The sequence below is a fragment of the Saccharomonospora azurea NA-128 genome (genome assembly GCF_000231055.2).
Lineage (GTDB): Bacteria > Actinomycetota > Actinomycetes > Mycobacteriales > Pseudonocardiaceae > Saccharomonospora > Saccharomonospora azurea.
The window spans coordinates 1,137,711-1,153,311 of sequence record NZ_CM001466.1; the positions used below are offsets into that span (position 1 = coordinate 1,137,711).

Sequence of the window (15,601 nt, forward strand, 5' to 3'; positions counted from 1 at the left end):
GGGCCCCATTGTCCCGCGTCGGCCTTCACCCGGCGCGTCACCCCTCGACCCGACGACGAGAGACGGCCGACGTATAGGTCGTTATACGTCGGCCGTCCCGCCGCGGTCAGCGACCGAAACCCGCCGTCAGCCCGCTCACGAGCTGCCGCCGGCCGAGGATGTACAGCGCGAGCACCGGCAGCGTCGACAGCACCACCGCCGCCAGCACCGCGGGGATGTTCACCGTGAACTGCCCCTGGAAGCTCCACAACGCCAACGGCAGCACCCGCTGGTCGGCGCTCTGCGTGAGGATCAGCGGGAACAGGAAGCCGTTCCACACCTGCAGCGCGTCGTACACGGCCACGGTCACCACCGCGGGCCGCGTCAGCGGCAGCACCAGGTTCCACACCACCCGCCAGTGCCCCGCGCCGTCCATGCGCATCGACTCGAAGAGCTCGTTCGGCACGTCGCGCAGGAAGTTCGCGAGGATCACCACGCTGAGCGGGATCGCGAACGCGGCCGACGGCAGGATGATCGCCAGCAGCGTGTCGTAGAGGCGGGCCTGCGTGATGAGGTAGTAGACCGGGATGATCGTGGCCTGCAACGGGATGGCGAGCCCGAGCAGGAACGACCGGTAGGTCAGCCGGGCGAGCCTGCCGTTCGCCCGCACCACGTAGTACGCCGCCAGCAGCGACACGCTCACGGTGATCGCCACCGTCACGACCGTCACGAGCACGCTGTTGCCCAGGTACCGGAGGAAGTCGTTCTCCAGCACCAGCCGGTAGCTGTCGAGGGTCGGGTTCTCGGGCGGCACCAGCGGGTTCGCCGAGAAGAAGCCCTCCTGGTCGCGCAGGCTGGTGATCACCACGTAGTAGACGGGCACCAGCACGACGGCCAGCCACGCGAAGCCCGCGAGTCCGCCGAGGACGTTGGGCCTGCGACGGACCGCCGACCGTCGTCCCACACCGAGCACCATCACGCCCCCTCCAACTGGCTGCCGCGGCGGAAGTTCGCCCAGCGGGACAACCCGAGCGCCAGGGCGAGCCCGGTGAACACCAGCAGCACGGCGAGCGCGCTGGCCTTGCCCATCTCGTCGCTGGAGAACCCGGTGAGATACATGTGCAGGGGCAGCATCCGCGTCGCCTCGCCGGGACCGCCACCGGTCAGCACGAACACGAGGTCGAAGTACGTCAGCGAGCCCACCATCATCAACGTCGACGACGTGATGATGGTGTAGCGGAGTTGGGGCAGCGTGATGTGGAAGAACTGCCGCACCGGGCCCGCGCCGTCGAGCTGCGCCGCCTCGTACAGCGACGCCGGGATCTGCCGCACGCCCGCCTGGTAGAGCAGCGTGTGGAACGGCACGAACTGCCACGCGATCACGAACACGACGACGTAGAGCGCGAGGTCGGCGTCGCCGAGCCAGTCCTGCGCGAGCGACTGGGCGTTGAACGCGAGGCTCATGCCGAAGTTGGGGTCGAGCAGGGCCTTGAACGCGATGGCGATGGCCGCCGACGACAGCAGCATCGGCAGGAAGTACAGCACCCCCAGCAGCGCCCGGTAGCGGCCGCGCCCGGCCACGAGAACGCCGAGCAGCAACGAGATCGGTGTCTGCACCAGCCAGCTGAACACCATGATCTGCAGCGACAGCCACACGGCGTTCCAGGTGGACGGATCGGTGAGTACGTCCGACCAGTTGTCGAAACCGGCCCACGTCATGGCGGAGATGCCGTCCCAGTACACGAGGCTGAGCGCCACCACGCCCACCAGCGGCACCAGCGCGAATACCCCGAAGAACGCGAGCGCGGGCGCCGCCATCAGCGGCGACGGCCCGGCGCGGCGCGTGGCCGCGCCGGGGACGGAGTCGCGGGAAGCGGACACGGTCGTCACTTCTGTTCGATCGTGGCGTCCATGGCGGAGCAGAACTGCTCCGGCGACAACTGCCCGGTGAACAACTGTTCGAGGTTGCTCAACAGGGCGTCGGCCTGCTTCGGGGTCAGGGCCTGGTCCCAGGAGAGCTCGAAGTTGTCGGCGTCGGCGGCCAGCTCGTAGACGAACGTCAGGTAGTCCGGCGCGTCGGTGTCGGCGAGCCTGTCCTCGACCCCCTTGAGGGGCGGCACGGACCCGTTGTCGAGTAACGTGCCGACGTAGTCGTCGTCCATGAGCCCGCGCGTCAGGTACTCCGCCGCGGCCTTCCGCTCCGACTCGGAGGCTTCCGCACTGACGGCCCAGTAGTTGGCCGGGTTGCCGACGATGTTGCCGGGATCGCCCTCTCCACCGTCCACAGTGGGGAACGTCGTGTAGCCGAGGTGGCCGTCGGCGATGAACTGGGGCGCGGAGTCCATGATGCTCGGGTAGGCCCACGAGCCCATCAGATACATGGCGGCCTTGTCGGTGTAGAGGAGGGCCGCGTCGGCACCGCTGTCGGCCGCGATCGAGTTGAAGCCGTGCACGAACCCGCCCGCATCGACGAGTTCGCGGATCAGCTCGCCCGCCTGCTGCACGGCCGGATGCGACCACGCGCCGGGCTCGTTCGCCTCGATCGCGTCGAACACCTCGGGGCCACCGATGCGGTCGACGAGGTACTCCAGCCACATCAGCTGCGGCCACCGGCTCTGGCCGCCCATCGCGAACGGCGCGATGCCCTCGTCCTTGAAACGCGGGACGAGGTCCATCAGCTCGTCCCATGTCTTCGGCGGCTCCGCACCGATCCGGTCGAAGAGTTTCGTGTTGTAGTACAGCAGCACCGGCTGCATGCCGTTGTTCGGCAGCGCGTACGTCGTGCCCGCGACGGCCCCGGTGTCCAGCACCGAAGGCAGGAACCGGTCGGTGAGCTCCGCCTCGTCGCCCACGACCTCGGAGAGCGGCAGGACCTTGTCCGCGTCGACCCACTCCCGGAGCGTGCCGCCACCCCAGCCGAAGATGAGGGTGGGAGCACCGCCCGCTCCGATCGACGTGCGGATCTTCTGCTTGTAGGCGTCGTTGGCGAAGAACTCGACGTCGATGGCGTGGTCGGGGTTGCCGGAGTTCCAGGACTCCAGGGAACTGCGAATGGTCTGCTCGTCGCCGCCCGTGAGCGCCCACGCATTCGCTCCCGAGCCCTGACTCGGCCCGCTCGTACCGCAGGCGGCGGTCAGGGTGAGCACCGCGGCCGTGCCCGCCGCAAGCAGTGCCGTGCGTCTCTTACCCAGTGCCATGACGCGCCTTCCTCGTCGAAGGATCCGAAACATTTCGGAAAACACTTTGGTGTGGATACGCACCATAGAAGCGCCGCAATTCCAGGTCAAGAGTCGACTTCGCGGCTATTTCGGATAGGATGGAACCGAAAGTTTTCGGAAAAACCAACTCGGAGGTTGCGGTGCCGAACGGCTCCAGCGCTCCACGACGGGCGACGCTGGCGATGGTGGCCGACGCCGCGGGCGTGTCACCGCCGACGGCGTCCAAGGTGCTCAACGGTCGCGGCGACGTGGCGGCGGCGACGCGAGCCAAGGTCGAGCAGGCCGCGCGCGAGCTGGGTTACACCTCCCCGGCCGGCAGACGCGCCGCCGTCGCAACCCGGATCGTGGATCTCATGTTCGACGACCTCGTCAGCCCCTACTCGCTGGAGGTGCTGAGCGGGGTCACCGAGGCGGGCACCGAAGCGGGCGTGGACGTCGTCGTCAACCGACTGCACGCCGCCGACGCCGCGGGAGCACAGTCCAATCCGGACGCCTGGGTGAAAGGGCTGAAAGCCGCAGGCCGCGAGGGCGTCATCATCGTCACCTCCGAACTCACCGAGGAGCAGGTCGACGCCTTCGACCGCGCCGGCCTGCCGCTCGTGGTGATCGACCCGCTCAACCTCCCGCGCGTCGACGTGACCAGTGTGGGTGCCACGAACTTCTCCGGTGGGCTCTCCGCCACCGAGCATCTGCTGTCGCTCGGTCACCGCAGGATCGGCTTCGCGGGCGGACCGACACGGGCGGCGTGCGGCCAGGCCCGCCTGCACGGTTACCGCGCGGCACTGGAGAAGGCCGGGGTCACCGTGGCGCCGGAGCTGACCCTGCACGGGGCGTTCAGCTACCCCGCCGGGCTGGAGATGGGCAGCCGCCTGCTCGACTCGCCCGAACCCCCGACCGCCGTGTTCGCCGCCAGCGACACCACCGCGCTCGGCGTCATCGAGGCGGCCCGGCGACGCGGCCTGCGCGTGCCCGACGACCTCAGCGTGGTCGGGTTCGACGACACCATCCTGGCCACCCTCGCCACCCCCGCGCTCACCGTGGTGCGCCAGCCGCTGCCCGACATGGGCCGGGTCGCGCTGCGCACGCTGCTGCGCCTGGCCGCGGGCGAAACCCTGGATTCCCACCACGTCGAGCTGGCGACCCATCTCGTCGTGCGTGACTCGACCGCACCCCCACGAGGAGAACCATGACCGATCAGCCCTGGCACGACCCGTCGGCCGACCCGGCCGAGCGCGCAGCAGCCCTGCTGGCCGCGATGACGTTGGAGGAGAAGGTCGCCCAGCTGGGCAGCGCGTGGCCCGGCAACGAGGAGATCAACGGCAACGTCGCCCCCATGCAGGACGTCTTCGCCCGCGGGAGCGTCTCGTTCGAACACCGGCGCAGGCACGGTCTGGGCCATCTCACCCGGGTGTTCGGCACCGCCCCGGTCGACGTGGCCGACGGCACCGCACGCGTCGTGAAGCTCCAGCGCGACATCGTGGACAACACCCGTCTGCGCGTACCCGCCATCGTGCACGAGGAGTGCCTGACCGGGTTCACCACCTACGGCGCGACGGTGTACCCGTCGCCGCTGGCGTGGGCGGCGACGTTCGACGCCGAGCTGGTGGAGACGATGGCGACGGCGATCGGGGCGGACCTGCGCCGGGTCGGCGTGCACCAGGGCCTCTCGCCGGTGCTCGACGTCGTCCGGGATCACCGCTGGGGCCGGGTCGAGGAGACCCTCGGCGAGGACCCGTACCTCGTGGGCGTACTCGCCTCCGCCTACGTGCGCGGACTCCAGAGCAAGGGTGTCATCGCCACGCTGAAGCACTTCGCCGGGTACGCCGCCTCGCGGGCGGCGCGCAACCACGCGCCGGTGTCGATCGGTCCCCGCGAGCTGCGTGACGTCGTCCTGCCGCCGTTCGAGATGGCGGTGCGGGAGGCGGGCGCCGGATCGGTCATGAACTCCTACGTCGACCTCGACGGAGTGCCCGCCGCCGCCGACACCTCGCTGCTCACCGGTGTGCTGCGCGACGAGTGGGGTTTCGAGGGCACCGTGGTGTCGGACTACTGGGCCATCGCCTTCCTCGCCACGATGCACCGCGTCGCCGACGGCGCCGCCGAGGCCGGGGCACTGGCCCTGGAGGCGGGTCTCGACGTCGAACTGCCCGACACCCTCTGCTACGGCGACGAGCTCGTCGAGCTGGTCCGGCGAGGCGAGGTCGACGAGGCGCTGGTCGATCGTGCCGCGCTGCGCGTGCTCCGGCAGAAGGCCGAGCTCGGTCTGCTCGACGCCGACTGGACGCCGGAGTCCGATGTGGACCCCTCGGTCGAGCTCGACGCCGCGGAGAACCGCGTGCTCGCGCGCCGGCTCGCCGAACGGTCGGTGGTACTGCTGGCCAACGACGGCACCCTGCCGTTGCGGCCGCAGGCTCGGCGCCTCGCACTGGTCGGACCGTGCGCCGACGACCCGCTGGCGTTCCTCGGCTGCTACTCCTACCCCAACCACGTCCTGCCGCGATACCCGGAGCTCGACCTCGGCCTCGACGTGCCCTCGCTTTCGCAGGCCCTGCGCTCGCAGTTGCCGGACGCCGAGATCACCACGCTCGAAGGCTGCGGCGTCAACGACGACGACCGCTCGCGCTTCGCCGAGGCCGTGGCCGCCGCCCGGGAGGCCGACGTGTGCCTCGCCGTGGTGGGCGACCGGGCGGGCATGTTCGGCGAGGGCACGTCCGGGGAGGGATGCGACGCTCCGGATCTGCGCCTGCCCGGCGTGCAGGACGAGCTGCTCTCCGCGCTGCTCGACACCGGAGTGCCCGTGGTGATCGTGGTCGTCTCCGGCCGCCCCTACGCGCTGGGCTCGCACGCCGACCGCGCCGCCGCCGTGGTGCAGGCCTTCCTTCCGGGCGAGGAGGGCGGTGCCGCGCTCGCCTCGATCCTCTCGGGTGAGACGGCGCCGTCGGGACGCCTGCCCGTGCAGGTGCCCCGCCACCCCGGCGGGCAGCCCGCCACCTACCTGCACCCGCCGCTGGGCGGCAACAGCCAGGGCATCAGCAACCTCGACCCGACGCCCGCGTTCCCGTTCGGGCACGGCCTGTCGTACACGACGTTCGACTACTCCGGTCTCACGCTGAGCGCCGACGACATCGCCACCGACGGCAGTCTCGACGTCACCGTCGACGTGCGCAACAGCGGTGAGCGCGCCGGGTCCGAGGTCGTCCAGCTGTACCTGGACGACGTGCAGGCGCAGGTGACCCGGCCGCTGCGGCAGCTGGTCGGGTTCGCTCGCGTCGACCTCGCCCCGGGACAGGCCGCCCGCGTCACCTTCACCGTGCACGCCGACCGCACGAGCTTCACCGGACGCGACCTGCGGCGCATCGTGGAACCGGGGCGCATCGACGTGCACGTCGGCCGTTCGGTGGCCGACCTGCCGTGCTCGGGGTCGTTCCGGCTGAGCGGCCCGCTCCGCGAGGTCGGCGCCGATCGCGTGCTCACGACCCCGGTGACCGTGACCACGACGGAGTAGACGACGCGCCGCCCCGGGATCCTGGAAGAGACCCCGGGGCGGCGCGGGCAGGAGCGTCGGACGGAATCCGGCCGCCTAGACCTTGCGGCCGGTCAACATGTCCCGCAGCCGGTCGACCAGTCCGGCACCGGGATCGAGGAGGCGATTGGCGGGCGGGGTGTCCGGCGCCGCCGGATGTGGACGCGTGGGCGCGATGCGCTTCGCCGCGACGATCTTCTCCCCCAGCTCGCGCAGCTCCCGCTCACTGCACGCGGCGCGCAGCTTCGGCAACAGATCCTTCTCCTCGTCCTCGACGTGGTGGCGGATCGAGCCGATCAGGTCACGCACGAGACCGTCGAACTCGGGATCGGTGGCCGCCATGCCCTCCAGGCGCTTCATCAGGCGCTCGGCCTCGGCGTGCTCCTCGATCTCGTGGTCGGCGAGCTCGTCACCGTTGTCGAGCACCCGGCGCGCGGCGGGATACATGTGCTGCTCCTCGGCGACCGAGTGCCGCACCAGCTCGGCGATCACGTGGTCGACGAGCTCCTTGCGCCGCTGCGGGTCGACACCGGGCCGTTCCAACTCCGCGAACACCCGCTCCACCTCGCGGTGGTCCTGGGTGATCACGCCGATCAGATCCTGTTCGGACGTTGTCGCCATCGGGAAGTCCCTTCGCCGTCACGGTGTGCGTCGAACCGCGTACTACCGGCATGTGCCGAGACGCAAACGACGCCGGGGACCACGCGGACGGTGCCTCGGGGGACCGGCCCGCCGAGGCGAGCGCGAACTATCCTGACGTGCAGCGCGTGTCCCGCCACTCGACGACGAGTCCCCGGGAACGCACGTGCCGCGTTCGAACGGACACGGTGGGTCTCCGCAGCCCGTCGTGGCGCCCGTACTGTGCCGCAACTCTCACGTCCACCCGACCACCGTGTGAGACGACTTTCCCAGTGATCCTCGTTGGGCACACCCTGGAAAGCGCCGCGCGCACGACGCAACCCGCCGAGGCGCGCGCCGGAGCATCCCAGGAAGGTAACGATGGCAGACACACCCCACAGCGACAACACGCCCGACAAGCCCTCCGAGGTCGGGCTTCCCGAACGGCCTCGCCGCTCGAAAGGCCCGTTCATCGCCCTCGGCGTCGTGCTGGTCGCCGCGCTGGTGGCCATCACCGTCGTCCTGACGGGCGGCGAGTCCGACGACTCCGCGAGCGGCAACACCACCATCCGCATCGGGACGACCGAGTCCGGCTCCGACTACTGGAAGCCGTTCAAGCGGCTCGCCGCGGACGAGGGCATCACGATCGAGACCGTGAACTTCAGCGACTACAACCAGCCGAACCCGGCGCTGTCGCAGGGGCAGACGGATCTCAACCTGTTCCAGCACGTCCTGTTCCTCGCCAACTACAACGTGTCCAACGAGGACGATCTGACGCCGGTCGGCTCCACCTACGTGGTGCCGCTGTCGCTGTACTCCAACAAGCACAACGCCGTCGAGGAGATCCCCGAGGGCGGCAGCGTCGCGATCCCGAAGGACCCGACCAACCAGGCCAGGGCGCTGCTCGTGCTGCAGGACGCGGGCCTGATCAGCCTCAAGAACGGCGGCAGCGTGCTGTCGACCCCCGCGGAGATCGACCGCGCCGCGTCGAAGGTCGAGGTGACCCTCGTGGACGCCGCGCAGACCGTGGCCGTGCTGGACTCCGTGGACGCCTCGATCGTCAACAACGGCTTCGCCATGGACGCCGGCCTCGACCCGAGCAAGGCGTTGTTCTCGGACGATCCGCGCAGCGACGCCGCCGAGCCCTACATCAACATCGTCGCCGCGCGAGCCGAGGACAAGGACGACCCGACGTACCGCCGCGTCGTCGAGCTGTTCCACCACCCCGAGGTGCAGGAGGCTCTCCAGGCCGAGTCGCGGGGCACGTCCGTTCCGGTGAAGCGTGAGCAGTCGGAGCTCGAGGACATCCACACCGAACTGCAGGAGACCGTGCGGACGGCACAGCGATGAGCGGCGGGCCGCTGATCGAACTGCGTGACGTCACCAAGGTCTTCGAATCGTCCGGGCGCCGCGCTGTCACCGCGCTCGACGGCATCGACCTCAGCGTGGAGGCTGGTGACGTGTTCGCGATCATCGGCTACTCGGGCGCGGGCAAGAGCACGCTCGTGCGCCTGATCAACGCGCTGGAGCGCGTCACGAGCGGCCAGGTGATCGTCGACGGCACCGACCTCACGAGGCTGAGTGAACGCAAGCTGCGGGAGGTGCGCCGCGGGATCGGCATGATCTTCCAGCAGTTCAACCTGCTGCGTTCGCGCACCGTGTTCGGCAATGTCGCGTACCCGCTCAAGATCGCGGGCTGGGCGAAGCCCGACATCGAGAAGCGGGTCGCGGAACTGCTGAACTTCGTCGGCATCGTCGACAAGGCGTGGCACTACCCCGACCAGCTGTCGGGCGGGCAGAAGCAGCGCGTCGGCATCGCCCGCGCGCTCGCGACCAACCCGAAGATCCTGCTGGCCGACGAGTCGACCAGCGCGCTGGACCCGGAGACCACGTCCGACGTGCTGCGCCTGCTGAAGCGGGTCAACCGCGAACTCGGCGTCACGATCGTGGTGATCACCCACGAGATGGAGGTCGTGCGCGAGATCGCCGACCGGGTGGCCGTGCTCGACTCGGGACGGATCATCGAACAGGGCACGGTGCTCGACGTGTTCGCCGACCCGCAACACCCGACCACGCGTCGCTTCGTGGAGACGGTCCTGCGCGACCAGCCGCGCGGCACGAACCTGGAACGCCTCCGCGCCCGGCACCGCGGCCGGCTCGTCACCGCCCGCGTGCGCGACGACCGCAACATCGGCGCGGTGCTGTCGAGCGCGCAGGCCCGGCACGCGGTGAGCTTCGAGATCGTCTACGGCGGCATCAAGGAACTCGGGGGCCAGTCGTTCGGCGGGCTGACGCTGGAACTGATCGGTGAGGACGCGAACGTGGACGCGTTGGTCGCCGAACTGCGCGCGGTGACCGACGTGCAGGAGGTGGCATCGTGAACACCGACTGGGAGACGCTGGAGCCGGTGCTCTGGGACTCCATCGGCCAGACACTGTGGATGGTGGCGGCCACGCTCGTCGTGGGTGGGCTGCTCGGACTCGTGCTCGGCGTCCTCCTCTACACGACCCGGCCCGGTGGCCTGCTGGCCAACCGCCCCGTGTACACGATCCTCAACGTCGCGGTGAACATCATCCGGCCGATCCCGTTCATCATCTTCATCACGGCGATCGGACCGCTCACGATCAAGGTGGTGGGCACCCAGCTGGGCACGACGGCGGCGACGTTCGCGCTGATCGTGGCGGCGACCTTCGGCATCTCGCGCATCGTGGAGCAGAACCTGGTCACCATCGACCCGGGCGTGATCGAGGCGGCGCGCGCGATGGGCGCGAGTCCGATGCGCATCATCACCACGCTGCTGGTGCCCGAAGCCCTGGGGCCGTTGATCCTCGGCTACACCTTCGTCTTCGTGGCGGTCGTCGACATGACGGCGGTCGCGGGCGCGGTCGGTGGCGGCGGTCTGGGCGACTTCGCCATCACCTACGGCTACCAGCAGTTCAACTGGACGGTCACGGCGGTCGCCGTGGTGCTCATGATCGTCCTGGTGCAGGCGGTGCAGTTCCTGGGCAACTGGCTGGCCCGCAAGGCGTTGCGCCACTGACGCGCCGTCGGCTCGTGGGGGTGTGTAAAGCTCCCACGAGCCGACGCGAGCGGGGAACGACTCCCGCTCAGCGGGGAGCCGCGCCGGGCAGGTGTGCGCTGAACCAGGCGGAAACCTCCTCGACCGCGCGCGGGTAACGCCGCAGGTCGACCGCGAACTCCTCCGCGGGCGGTGTGGTGCTCAGCTCTGCTGCCCGGTGATCAGGTTCACGGCCCGCTGACGCGCGTCCTCCCCCACCTCCGGCACCGCGTACTCCCGGCGCCGAATGTGCGCGAGAAGCTCCGGATCCGGCGCGATGTCGTGCTCCCGCAGGTAATACGCCACCGCACCCGGCCACACCCACGAACCATCCGTACGGAACGTCAACGGCACCGACGGCGCACGCCCCGGATCGAACGCATCCGTGTCATAACTACGCGCCGCCAACACCACCGGAGCACCACCCAAATACTCGAGCACCCGATCCTTTTCCACCGCATCCAACGGCGCCCGATTCACCACCGGCCGACCATCACCACCGAACCCGTCGTAGACCTTCGCCGTGCGCAGCTCCGCCGCCGCGCCCGGTGCGGGGGTCGCCGTGGCCCGGCCGGCTCCTGTCGAGGAGGCGAGCCCGGCACGCTGCCGCAGCCACGCGGGCAGGTGGGCGTCGTCGCGCGGATACATCCGCAACTCGTCCTGGAAGCCGACAGGAGGCGGGTTCCGCCGCCAACGCGGCTGGGTGTGGTGGGCGAAGTCCGCGTACACGACGCCCGGCGGGTCGACGGTCAGCATGGCACTCAACCACGTCCCCCGCCCCGGCACGTACATGCCGGCACGCAGTCGTCCGAGCAGGCTGACGACCTCGGCCGGAGGGCGCACGGGCGACGGTGAGCCGTCCGCACCGAACGCCAAGAGATCGACTTCCACGTGCTTGCCGACACTGCGGTACTCGCACAGCAGCTGAGTCCACCCGGCCGGGGCGATCTCGGCGAGCAACGCCCCGACCCGGTTCACCACCTCGTCACGGTGCCCATCGTCCATCGACGCCGATGCGTTCGTCATGGCTCTGTCACTCCTTCGCGATCACGACCGCGGTGAAGGCAGCGGGAGGGTGGCACGGATCGCCGTAGTGCGAGCGCACGATGCTGTTCGAGCCCAGGCATCACTCGGTGTTCTCACCAGCCACGCTCGACGGACGAGTGGTCGCCTCCGGTACTTCTTCCAGGGCCCCGGACGCGAGCAGGTCGCCTACCGGTCGTTCGAGCACGTATGCGGTCCCGCCGCCGATCTGGTCGTGCCACGGCACGACCTGACCCATGATGGCACGGAGCGAGCGCACGGCCCGGAAGACGTGGTACTCACCGTGCACGTCGTCGGCGGGCTGTGACCGATGCGTGAACTCGGTGCGCGCCGCGAACACTGTGTTGCCCGCGAGGTCGCCGTAACGGTCGAGTTCAGTGCCCGGCGACACGGTGACCAGACGCTTCCCTCCGTAGTAGTTCAGGCCGCGATCTCCACCCAGCGGCTGGATCGGCCATTCCTCCGTCGGGCGCCTGGCATCCGGAGGGAGTTCGCCGCGGAAGGCGTCCCTGTGCAGGGACAGGTGTCCCACGAAGTAGCGCGCGGCCTGCTCGGCGGCGGGAAAATCCGCCCGTGCCAGCTGTTCTTCCCCGAGAGCGAGGAACACCGCCCAACGGGAGCCCTCACGCACCAGGCACCAAGCACCGTCGGCGACCTCGCCGACGCGGTAGTACCGCGGGTCCAGGTCGAGTTCGGCCGCCGCGCTCTCGGCTCGGCGTAACGCCGCGTCGGAGCTTGTGCCGTCCTCGAGAGTCGCGAGCACGGTCCTGCTGAGCCGGTCGGCGATCCAGTCCGGCACCATACCGTCGTCACGGGGATACAGCACCAGCTCCCGGACGAAAGCGTCGAGCGGCGGCTCACCGTCCCAGTCGGGTTCGTCGTCCCAGCGGTACCTGACGTCGATGTGTCCGTCGAGCGCGACGGTGCCCGACAGCTCGAACCAGGTTCCGCGCCCCTCCTGGTACATCAACTGCCGAAGCCGTCCCAGGTACTGGGTGAGGACAGCGGGCGGTGTCCACAGATAGAGGTTGCCGTCGGTCGCACGCCGCAACATCACGACCAGTTCGGTGTGGTCGCCCAGCGCACGATAGGTGACCATGGCTCCGGACCAGTCGGTCGGTGCGAAGTGAGCCACCACCGCGCCGATTCCGCCGAGTACCTTCTCCTCATCGGCGCCGTTCAGAGCGGCCGTCGGGAGCGTCACGTCAGTCATCGATTTCGTCCCCCTCGTCCGGCTCGGCGAGCTTCACCCTCAACCAGTCGGGCATGTGCTCGTCGTCTCGGGGGAACGCGTCGAGGTCCGCCCGCCAGCTCGATGCGGGTAACCGAGGTTCCCACAACGGGTCCCAGTCCAAGTTGTAGGTCAGGTTCATCCGCCCCGGCGGTTCGAGCAACCATCGAGCCGAGAACCACGTTCCCCTCCCTGCCCGGTACATCGTCTGTCGCAGTTGCAACACCGGATCGAGGATGGCCTCGGGCAACGGCACGACCGGCGAAGTGCCGTCGGAGAGCAGCACCGTGAGCGCAAGGTCGTGCGCCTCGGACACGACCTTGCACATCAGATCGATCCGCAGCCAGTCACCGTCGACGGCGTCGAGCAGCATGAACCCAACTCGCCGAGTCAAATCTCGTTCCGTGGCCTCGCTTGCAGTCACGTCATCGACTTCCTCGTCCGCATCGTCGCTCACTGCTCCGCCTCACCGCTCTCATGGCTGCCCGGATGGTGGTTGCGCACTGGCCGGGTTGTTCGGGAAGCTCCGAATACGCACGGTCCGCTTACCGTCCACTTCCTCGACCCATCGTACTTGCAGCTCGTGCGGAACCCGGCTGCCGTCGCGCAGAGCGAAGACCTCCATTTGCTTGATCGACGTACCGTCCCGCTGCAGGAAGCGAATCAAGTCGTCCTCAAAGGACCGCCAATGCATGCCGTCGAGATCGAGCTGAGCATTCTGCACCCGCCATTGGGCAACCATGTTGATCAGCTCGCCCGGACCACTCAGTTGATTGGCGTACATGTGACCGCCGTCGTACTTGTTGCGCATCTTGCCGGTGTCTGTGCCATCGGCCTTGATGAACGGCTCCTTGCCATCGATACCACCCGCGGTCTTCTGCGCCGTTTCGTCCTGCCGGACGAGATCGTCCCTCTTCACGACCTCCACGTCCTGGGTCGACGCAGCGACAGTATCGGTGCGATAGCCCTTGACACCGTAGGTCGGCTTCACCTCCGGCCCTGTCTCGTACACGTACCGGCCATCGTCCACGCTGTAGACGACGCGAGGAGCCGGTTTGTTCAGATCCGGGTGATGCGGCCGATAGGTCTCCGCGACGGCGATCTCACTGTTCTTGTCCGTCCAGTACACCGCGCGAGTCTTCTTGACAGTGCCGTCACGGTCCTCGTACTCGCTTTCGACGACATACTGCCGGTTCGGCTTGAGCTCTCGCCCGTCGAAGAAATTCTCGTTCCTGCCGAGCTCGACTGTCTCGCGTTCGGCCGTTCGGAACAGATCCCGTTCACTGTCGGGCAGGTCCACGTCGTCGGGCGGCGAGTTCGGATCGAACCTCTGGCGTAGGCGGACCACCGGGGTACGAACCGAGGGGTCCTCGGCAAGGCGGTGAAGAGCATCGAAGTCCGGGTTGATGCGCATCAGCCGACCGGAGTCGACCTCCGCCCAGCGCACTCTCCCCTCGCCATCGGTGTAGAACCGGCCGCGGTACACGCCCTTCGTATCGTGTACCTCGTATTCGCGGTATGGCTCGAGTTTTTTCGTCGTCACGAACGGCTGGTTCGGCTTCGGAGGCTTCGGAGGCCCCGGTGGGATGGCGACGCGGTGGTCGTCCGGGTAATCCGGGCGCTCGAATGTGACGGCAGGTTCAGGCAGGCCATCGGCGTCCGTGCGAAAGACTTGGTGCTGTCCCTCGATTTCCACCCGGAACGTCGTGTCCGCGGGCGGATGCGCCACATCAGGATTCGGTACGTAGGCCTTGTTGTCGCTTCCGTCCCTGTTCCTCGGAGGCACGTTGTCGACGGACGTGTCGATGTGGGTGACCCGTCCTTGGTCGTTGGTGTGATAGGTGCCGCGCAGCGTGCCGTCGTCGTTGTACACCTCGTACGAGGTGTTGCCTTCGAGTTTCCGGTTTCCGGGGAACGGCTCGTTGCGCCCCGGTGGCCGGATGCCGTTCGCCTCCCCTTCGGCGACCCGGTCCGGCCGGTTGTCTGCCGGCGGATCGAAATCTCTCACGGCTTGCGGCGTCTCTCGCCTCCTCCGGCTGTACTCGTCGTGGCGAAGCTGTGCCTCCTGCTGTCGTGACTTCGGGTTGCGATTGGGGTGATCACTGTCAGGGTCAGCGGGCTGATCCGACCCGGTCCGCCGGCTCGGCACGTCGGGATCGGGAGGACCGTCGTCGCTCCCTCGCGCACGCGAGGTCTCCGTATCGACGTCGCGTTTGCCGTAATCCGGCGTGTCGGGGGTGAAGCCGTCGTCGCTCGCGCGGGTCGTGGAGCCGTCGGGGCGGTGGCTGGACCACTCGCCGTTCGGCGGGATCTTCGGGCGCGGCTTGCCGTCCGGGCCGATCTCGTAGTCGGAGCTGAAGACGTTGCCGTTCGAGTCGGTCCAGGCGGGCTTGTTCGGCGCCAGTACCTCGGTGTCGAGTTCCCTCGACAGGCGGTGGGCGAAGTCGTTCGAGCTCGCGTCGCAGCCGATGAGCCGGATCGGGCGTCCGTCGTAGTCGCCGTTGCGGCGCAGGATGTCGGCGAACTCCTCCGGCGAGTACTCCCGGTTGCCGATGCGGGCGTTGCCGTCCGGCGTGACGTGCACGTCGACCGTGTAGCGGCCGTCCGGGTCGGGCTTGACGCGGTGCGGGAGGTCTCCCATCTCCGGGTCTCCCCGGTGGAACGACGTGCCCGCCGGGGTGCGCTCGGCGTGCCGCTGGTTGACCTCCTCGGGAGTCGGCCGATCGTCATGGCCGTGCGGGTCCCGGCCGTCGGGGGCGCGGTTGTCCGGATCACGCCGGTCGGGGTCGTGCCGGTCGTCGGGGCGCGCATCGCGGTCGTCCGGCCGGGAGTCGTGATCCCGTGGCCGCCCGTCGGAGTCGTGGTCCGGGCGCTGCGGCGGACGTCGGCCGGGGTCGCCGTTGCCCCGGTGCGGAGCCGGTCCGTGCGGC

At 69.0% G+C, this 15,601-nt stretch carries 12 protein-coding genes and 1 pseudogene; 5 read left to right on the plus strand and 8 right to left on the minus strand.

All coding sequences use genetic code 11. From position 1 onward, the window contains the following. Positions 1-106 precede the first annotated feature (106 nt). The 3 genes from SACAZDRAFT_RS05050 to SACAZDRAFT_RS05060 are packed head-to-tail and all read right to left on the minus strand — an operon-like array spanning position 107 to position 3,176. The gene (locus tag SACAZDRAFT_RS05050) at positions 107-955 is read right to left on the minus strand and encodes a carbohydrate ABC transporter permease (protein WP_005439301.1); all 849 of its coding nucleotides are present in this window, start codon (positions 953-955) and stop codon (positions 107-109) included. After that, entirely contained in the window at positions 955-1,869 is a 915-nt protein-coding gene (locus tag SACAZDRAFT_RS05055) for a carbohydrate ABC transporter permease (protein WP_005439303.1), read from the minus strand. Before SACAZDRAFT_RS05055 ends, SACAZDRAFT_RS05050 begins: the two co-directional genes overlap by 1 nt. Further along, complete coding sequence (locus SACAZDRAFT_RS05060) at positions 1,866-3,176, minus strand: ABC transporter substrate-binding protein (RefSeq protein WP_005439305.1); 1,311 nt, start codon at positions 3,174-3,176, stop codon at positions 1,866-1,868. The genes SACAZDRAFT_RS05055 and SACAZDRAFT_RS05060 overlap by 4 nt, the downstream gene beginning before the upstream one ends. 161 nt (positions 3,177-3,337) lie before the next feature. Between SACAZDRAFT_RS05060 and SACAZDRAFT_RS05065 the strand changes: the two genes are divergently transcribed. Both SACAZDRAFT_RS05065 and SACAZDRAFT_RS05070 read left to right on the plus strand, forming a co-directional pair. After that, the gene (locus tag SACAZDRAFT_RS05065) at positions 3,338-4,387 is read left to right on the plus strand and encodes a LacI family DNA-binding transcriptional regulator (RefSeq protein WP_005439307.1); all 1,050 of its coding nucleotides are present in this window, start codon (positions 3,338-3,340) and stop codon (positions 4,385-4,387) included. Beyond that, positions 4,384-6,702, plus strand: a complete 2,319-nt coding sequence (locus SACAZDRAFT_RS05070) for a beta-xylosidase/alpha-l-arabinosidase (RefSeq protein ID WP_005439308.1) — start codon at positions 4,384-4,386, stop codon at positions 6,700-6,702. The genes SACAZDRAFT_RS05065 and SACAZDRAFT_RS05070 overlap by 4 nt, the downstream gene beginning before the upstream one ends. A 75-nt stretch (positions 6,703-6,777) precedes the next feature. Here SACAZDRAFT_RS05070 and SACAZDRAFT_RS05075 read toward each other — a convergent pair whose 3' ends face one another. Next, positions 6,778-7,341 (minus strand): hemerythrin domain-containing protein, encoded by a 564-nt coding sequence (locus tag SACAZDRAFT_RS05075; protein WP_005439309.1) that lies wholly within the window; start codon positions 7,339-7,341, stop codon positions 6,778-6,780. Positions 7,342-7,719: 378 nt separating this feature from the next. Between SACAZDRAFT_RS05075 and SACAZDRAFT_RS05080 the strand changes: the two genes are divergently transcribed. Genes SACAZDRAFT_RS05080 through SACAZDRAFT_RS05090 form a run of 3 tightly spaced genes read left to right on the plus strand, consistent with a single transcriptional unit; the run spans position 7,720 to position 10,378 of the window. Then, positions 7,720-8,688, plus strand: a complete 969-nt coding sequence (locus SACAZDRAFT_RS05080) for a MetQ/NlpA family ABC transporter substrate-binding protein (RefSeq protein WP_005439310.1) — start codon at positions 7,720-7,722, stop codon at positions 8,686-8,688. Next, entirely contained in the window at positions 8,685-9,719 is a 1,035-nt protein-coding gene (locus SACAZDRAFT_RS05085) for a methionine ABC transporter ATP-binding protein (RefSeq protein ID WP_005439311.1), read from the plus strand. The genes SACAZDRAFT_RS05080 and SACAZDRAFT_RS05085 overlap by 4 nt, the downstream gene beginning before the upstream one ends. Further along, positions 9,716-10,378: a methionine ABC transporter permease gene (locus SACAZDRAFT_RS05090; RefSeq protein WP_005439313.1), complete on the plus strand. Its 663-nt coding sequence runs from the start codon at positions 9,716-9,718 to the stop codon at positions 10,376-10,378. Before SACAZDRAFT_RS05085 ends, SACAZDRAFT_RS05090 begins: the two co-directional genes overlap by 4 nt. A gap of 180 nt (positions 10,379-10,558) precedes the next feature. On the opposite strand, the gene SACAZDRAFT_RS05095 is transcribed toward SACAZDRAFT_RS05090, so the two are convergent. The 4 genes and pseudogenes from SACAZDRAFT_RS05095 to SACAZDRAFT_RS23695 form a co-directional block, all read right to left on the minus strand. Then, positions 10,559-11,422: a hypothetical protein gene (locus SACAZDRAFT_RS05095; protein WP_005439315.1), complete on the minus strand. Its 864-nt coding sequence runs from the start codon at positions 11,420-11,422 to the stop codon at positions 10,559-10,561. 100 nt (positions 11,423-11,522) lie between these two features. Then, positions 11,523-12,653 carry a TNT domain-containing protein gene (locus tag SACAZDRAFT_RS05100; protein WP_005439316.1) on the minus strand — a complete coding sequence of 377 codons (1,131 nt, stop codon included), beginning with the start codon at positions 12,651-12,653 and terminating at the stop codon, positions 11,523-11,525. Then, positions 12,646-13,065 (minus strand): hypothetical protein, encoded by a 420-nt coding sequence (locus SACAZDRAFT_RS05105; protein ID WP_232286365.1) that lies wholly within the window; start codon positions 13,063-13,065, stop codon positions 12,646-12,648. Before SACAZDRAFT_RS05105 ends, SACAZDRAFT_RS05100 begins: the two co-directional genes overlap by 8 nt. Before the next feature lie 81 nt (positions 13,066-13,146). Further along, a pseudogene (locus SACAZDRAFT_RS23695) lies at positions 13,147-15,601 on the minus strand (DNA/RNA non-specific endonuclease); the annotation flags it as partial.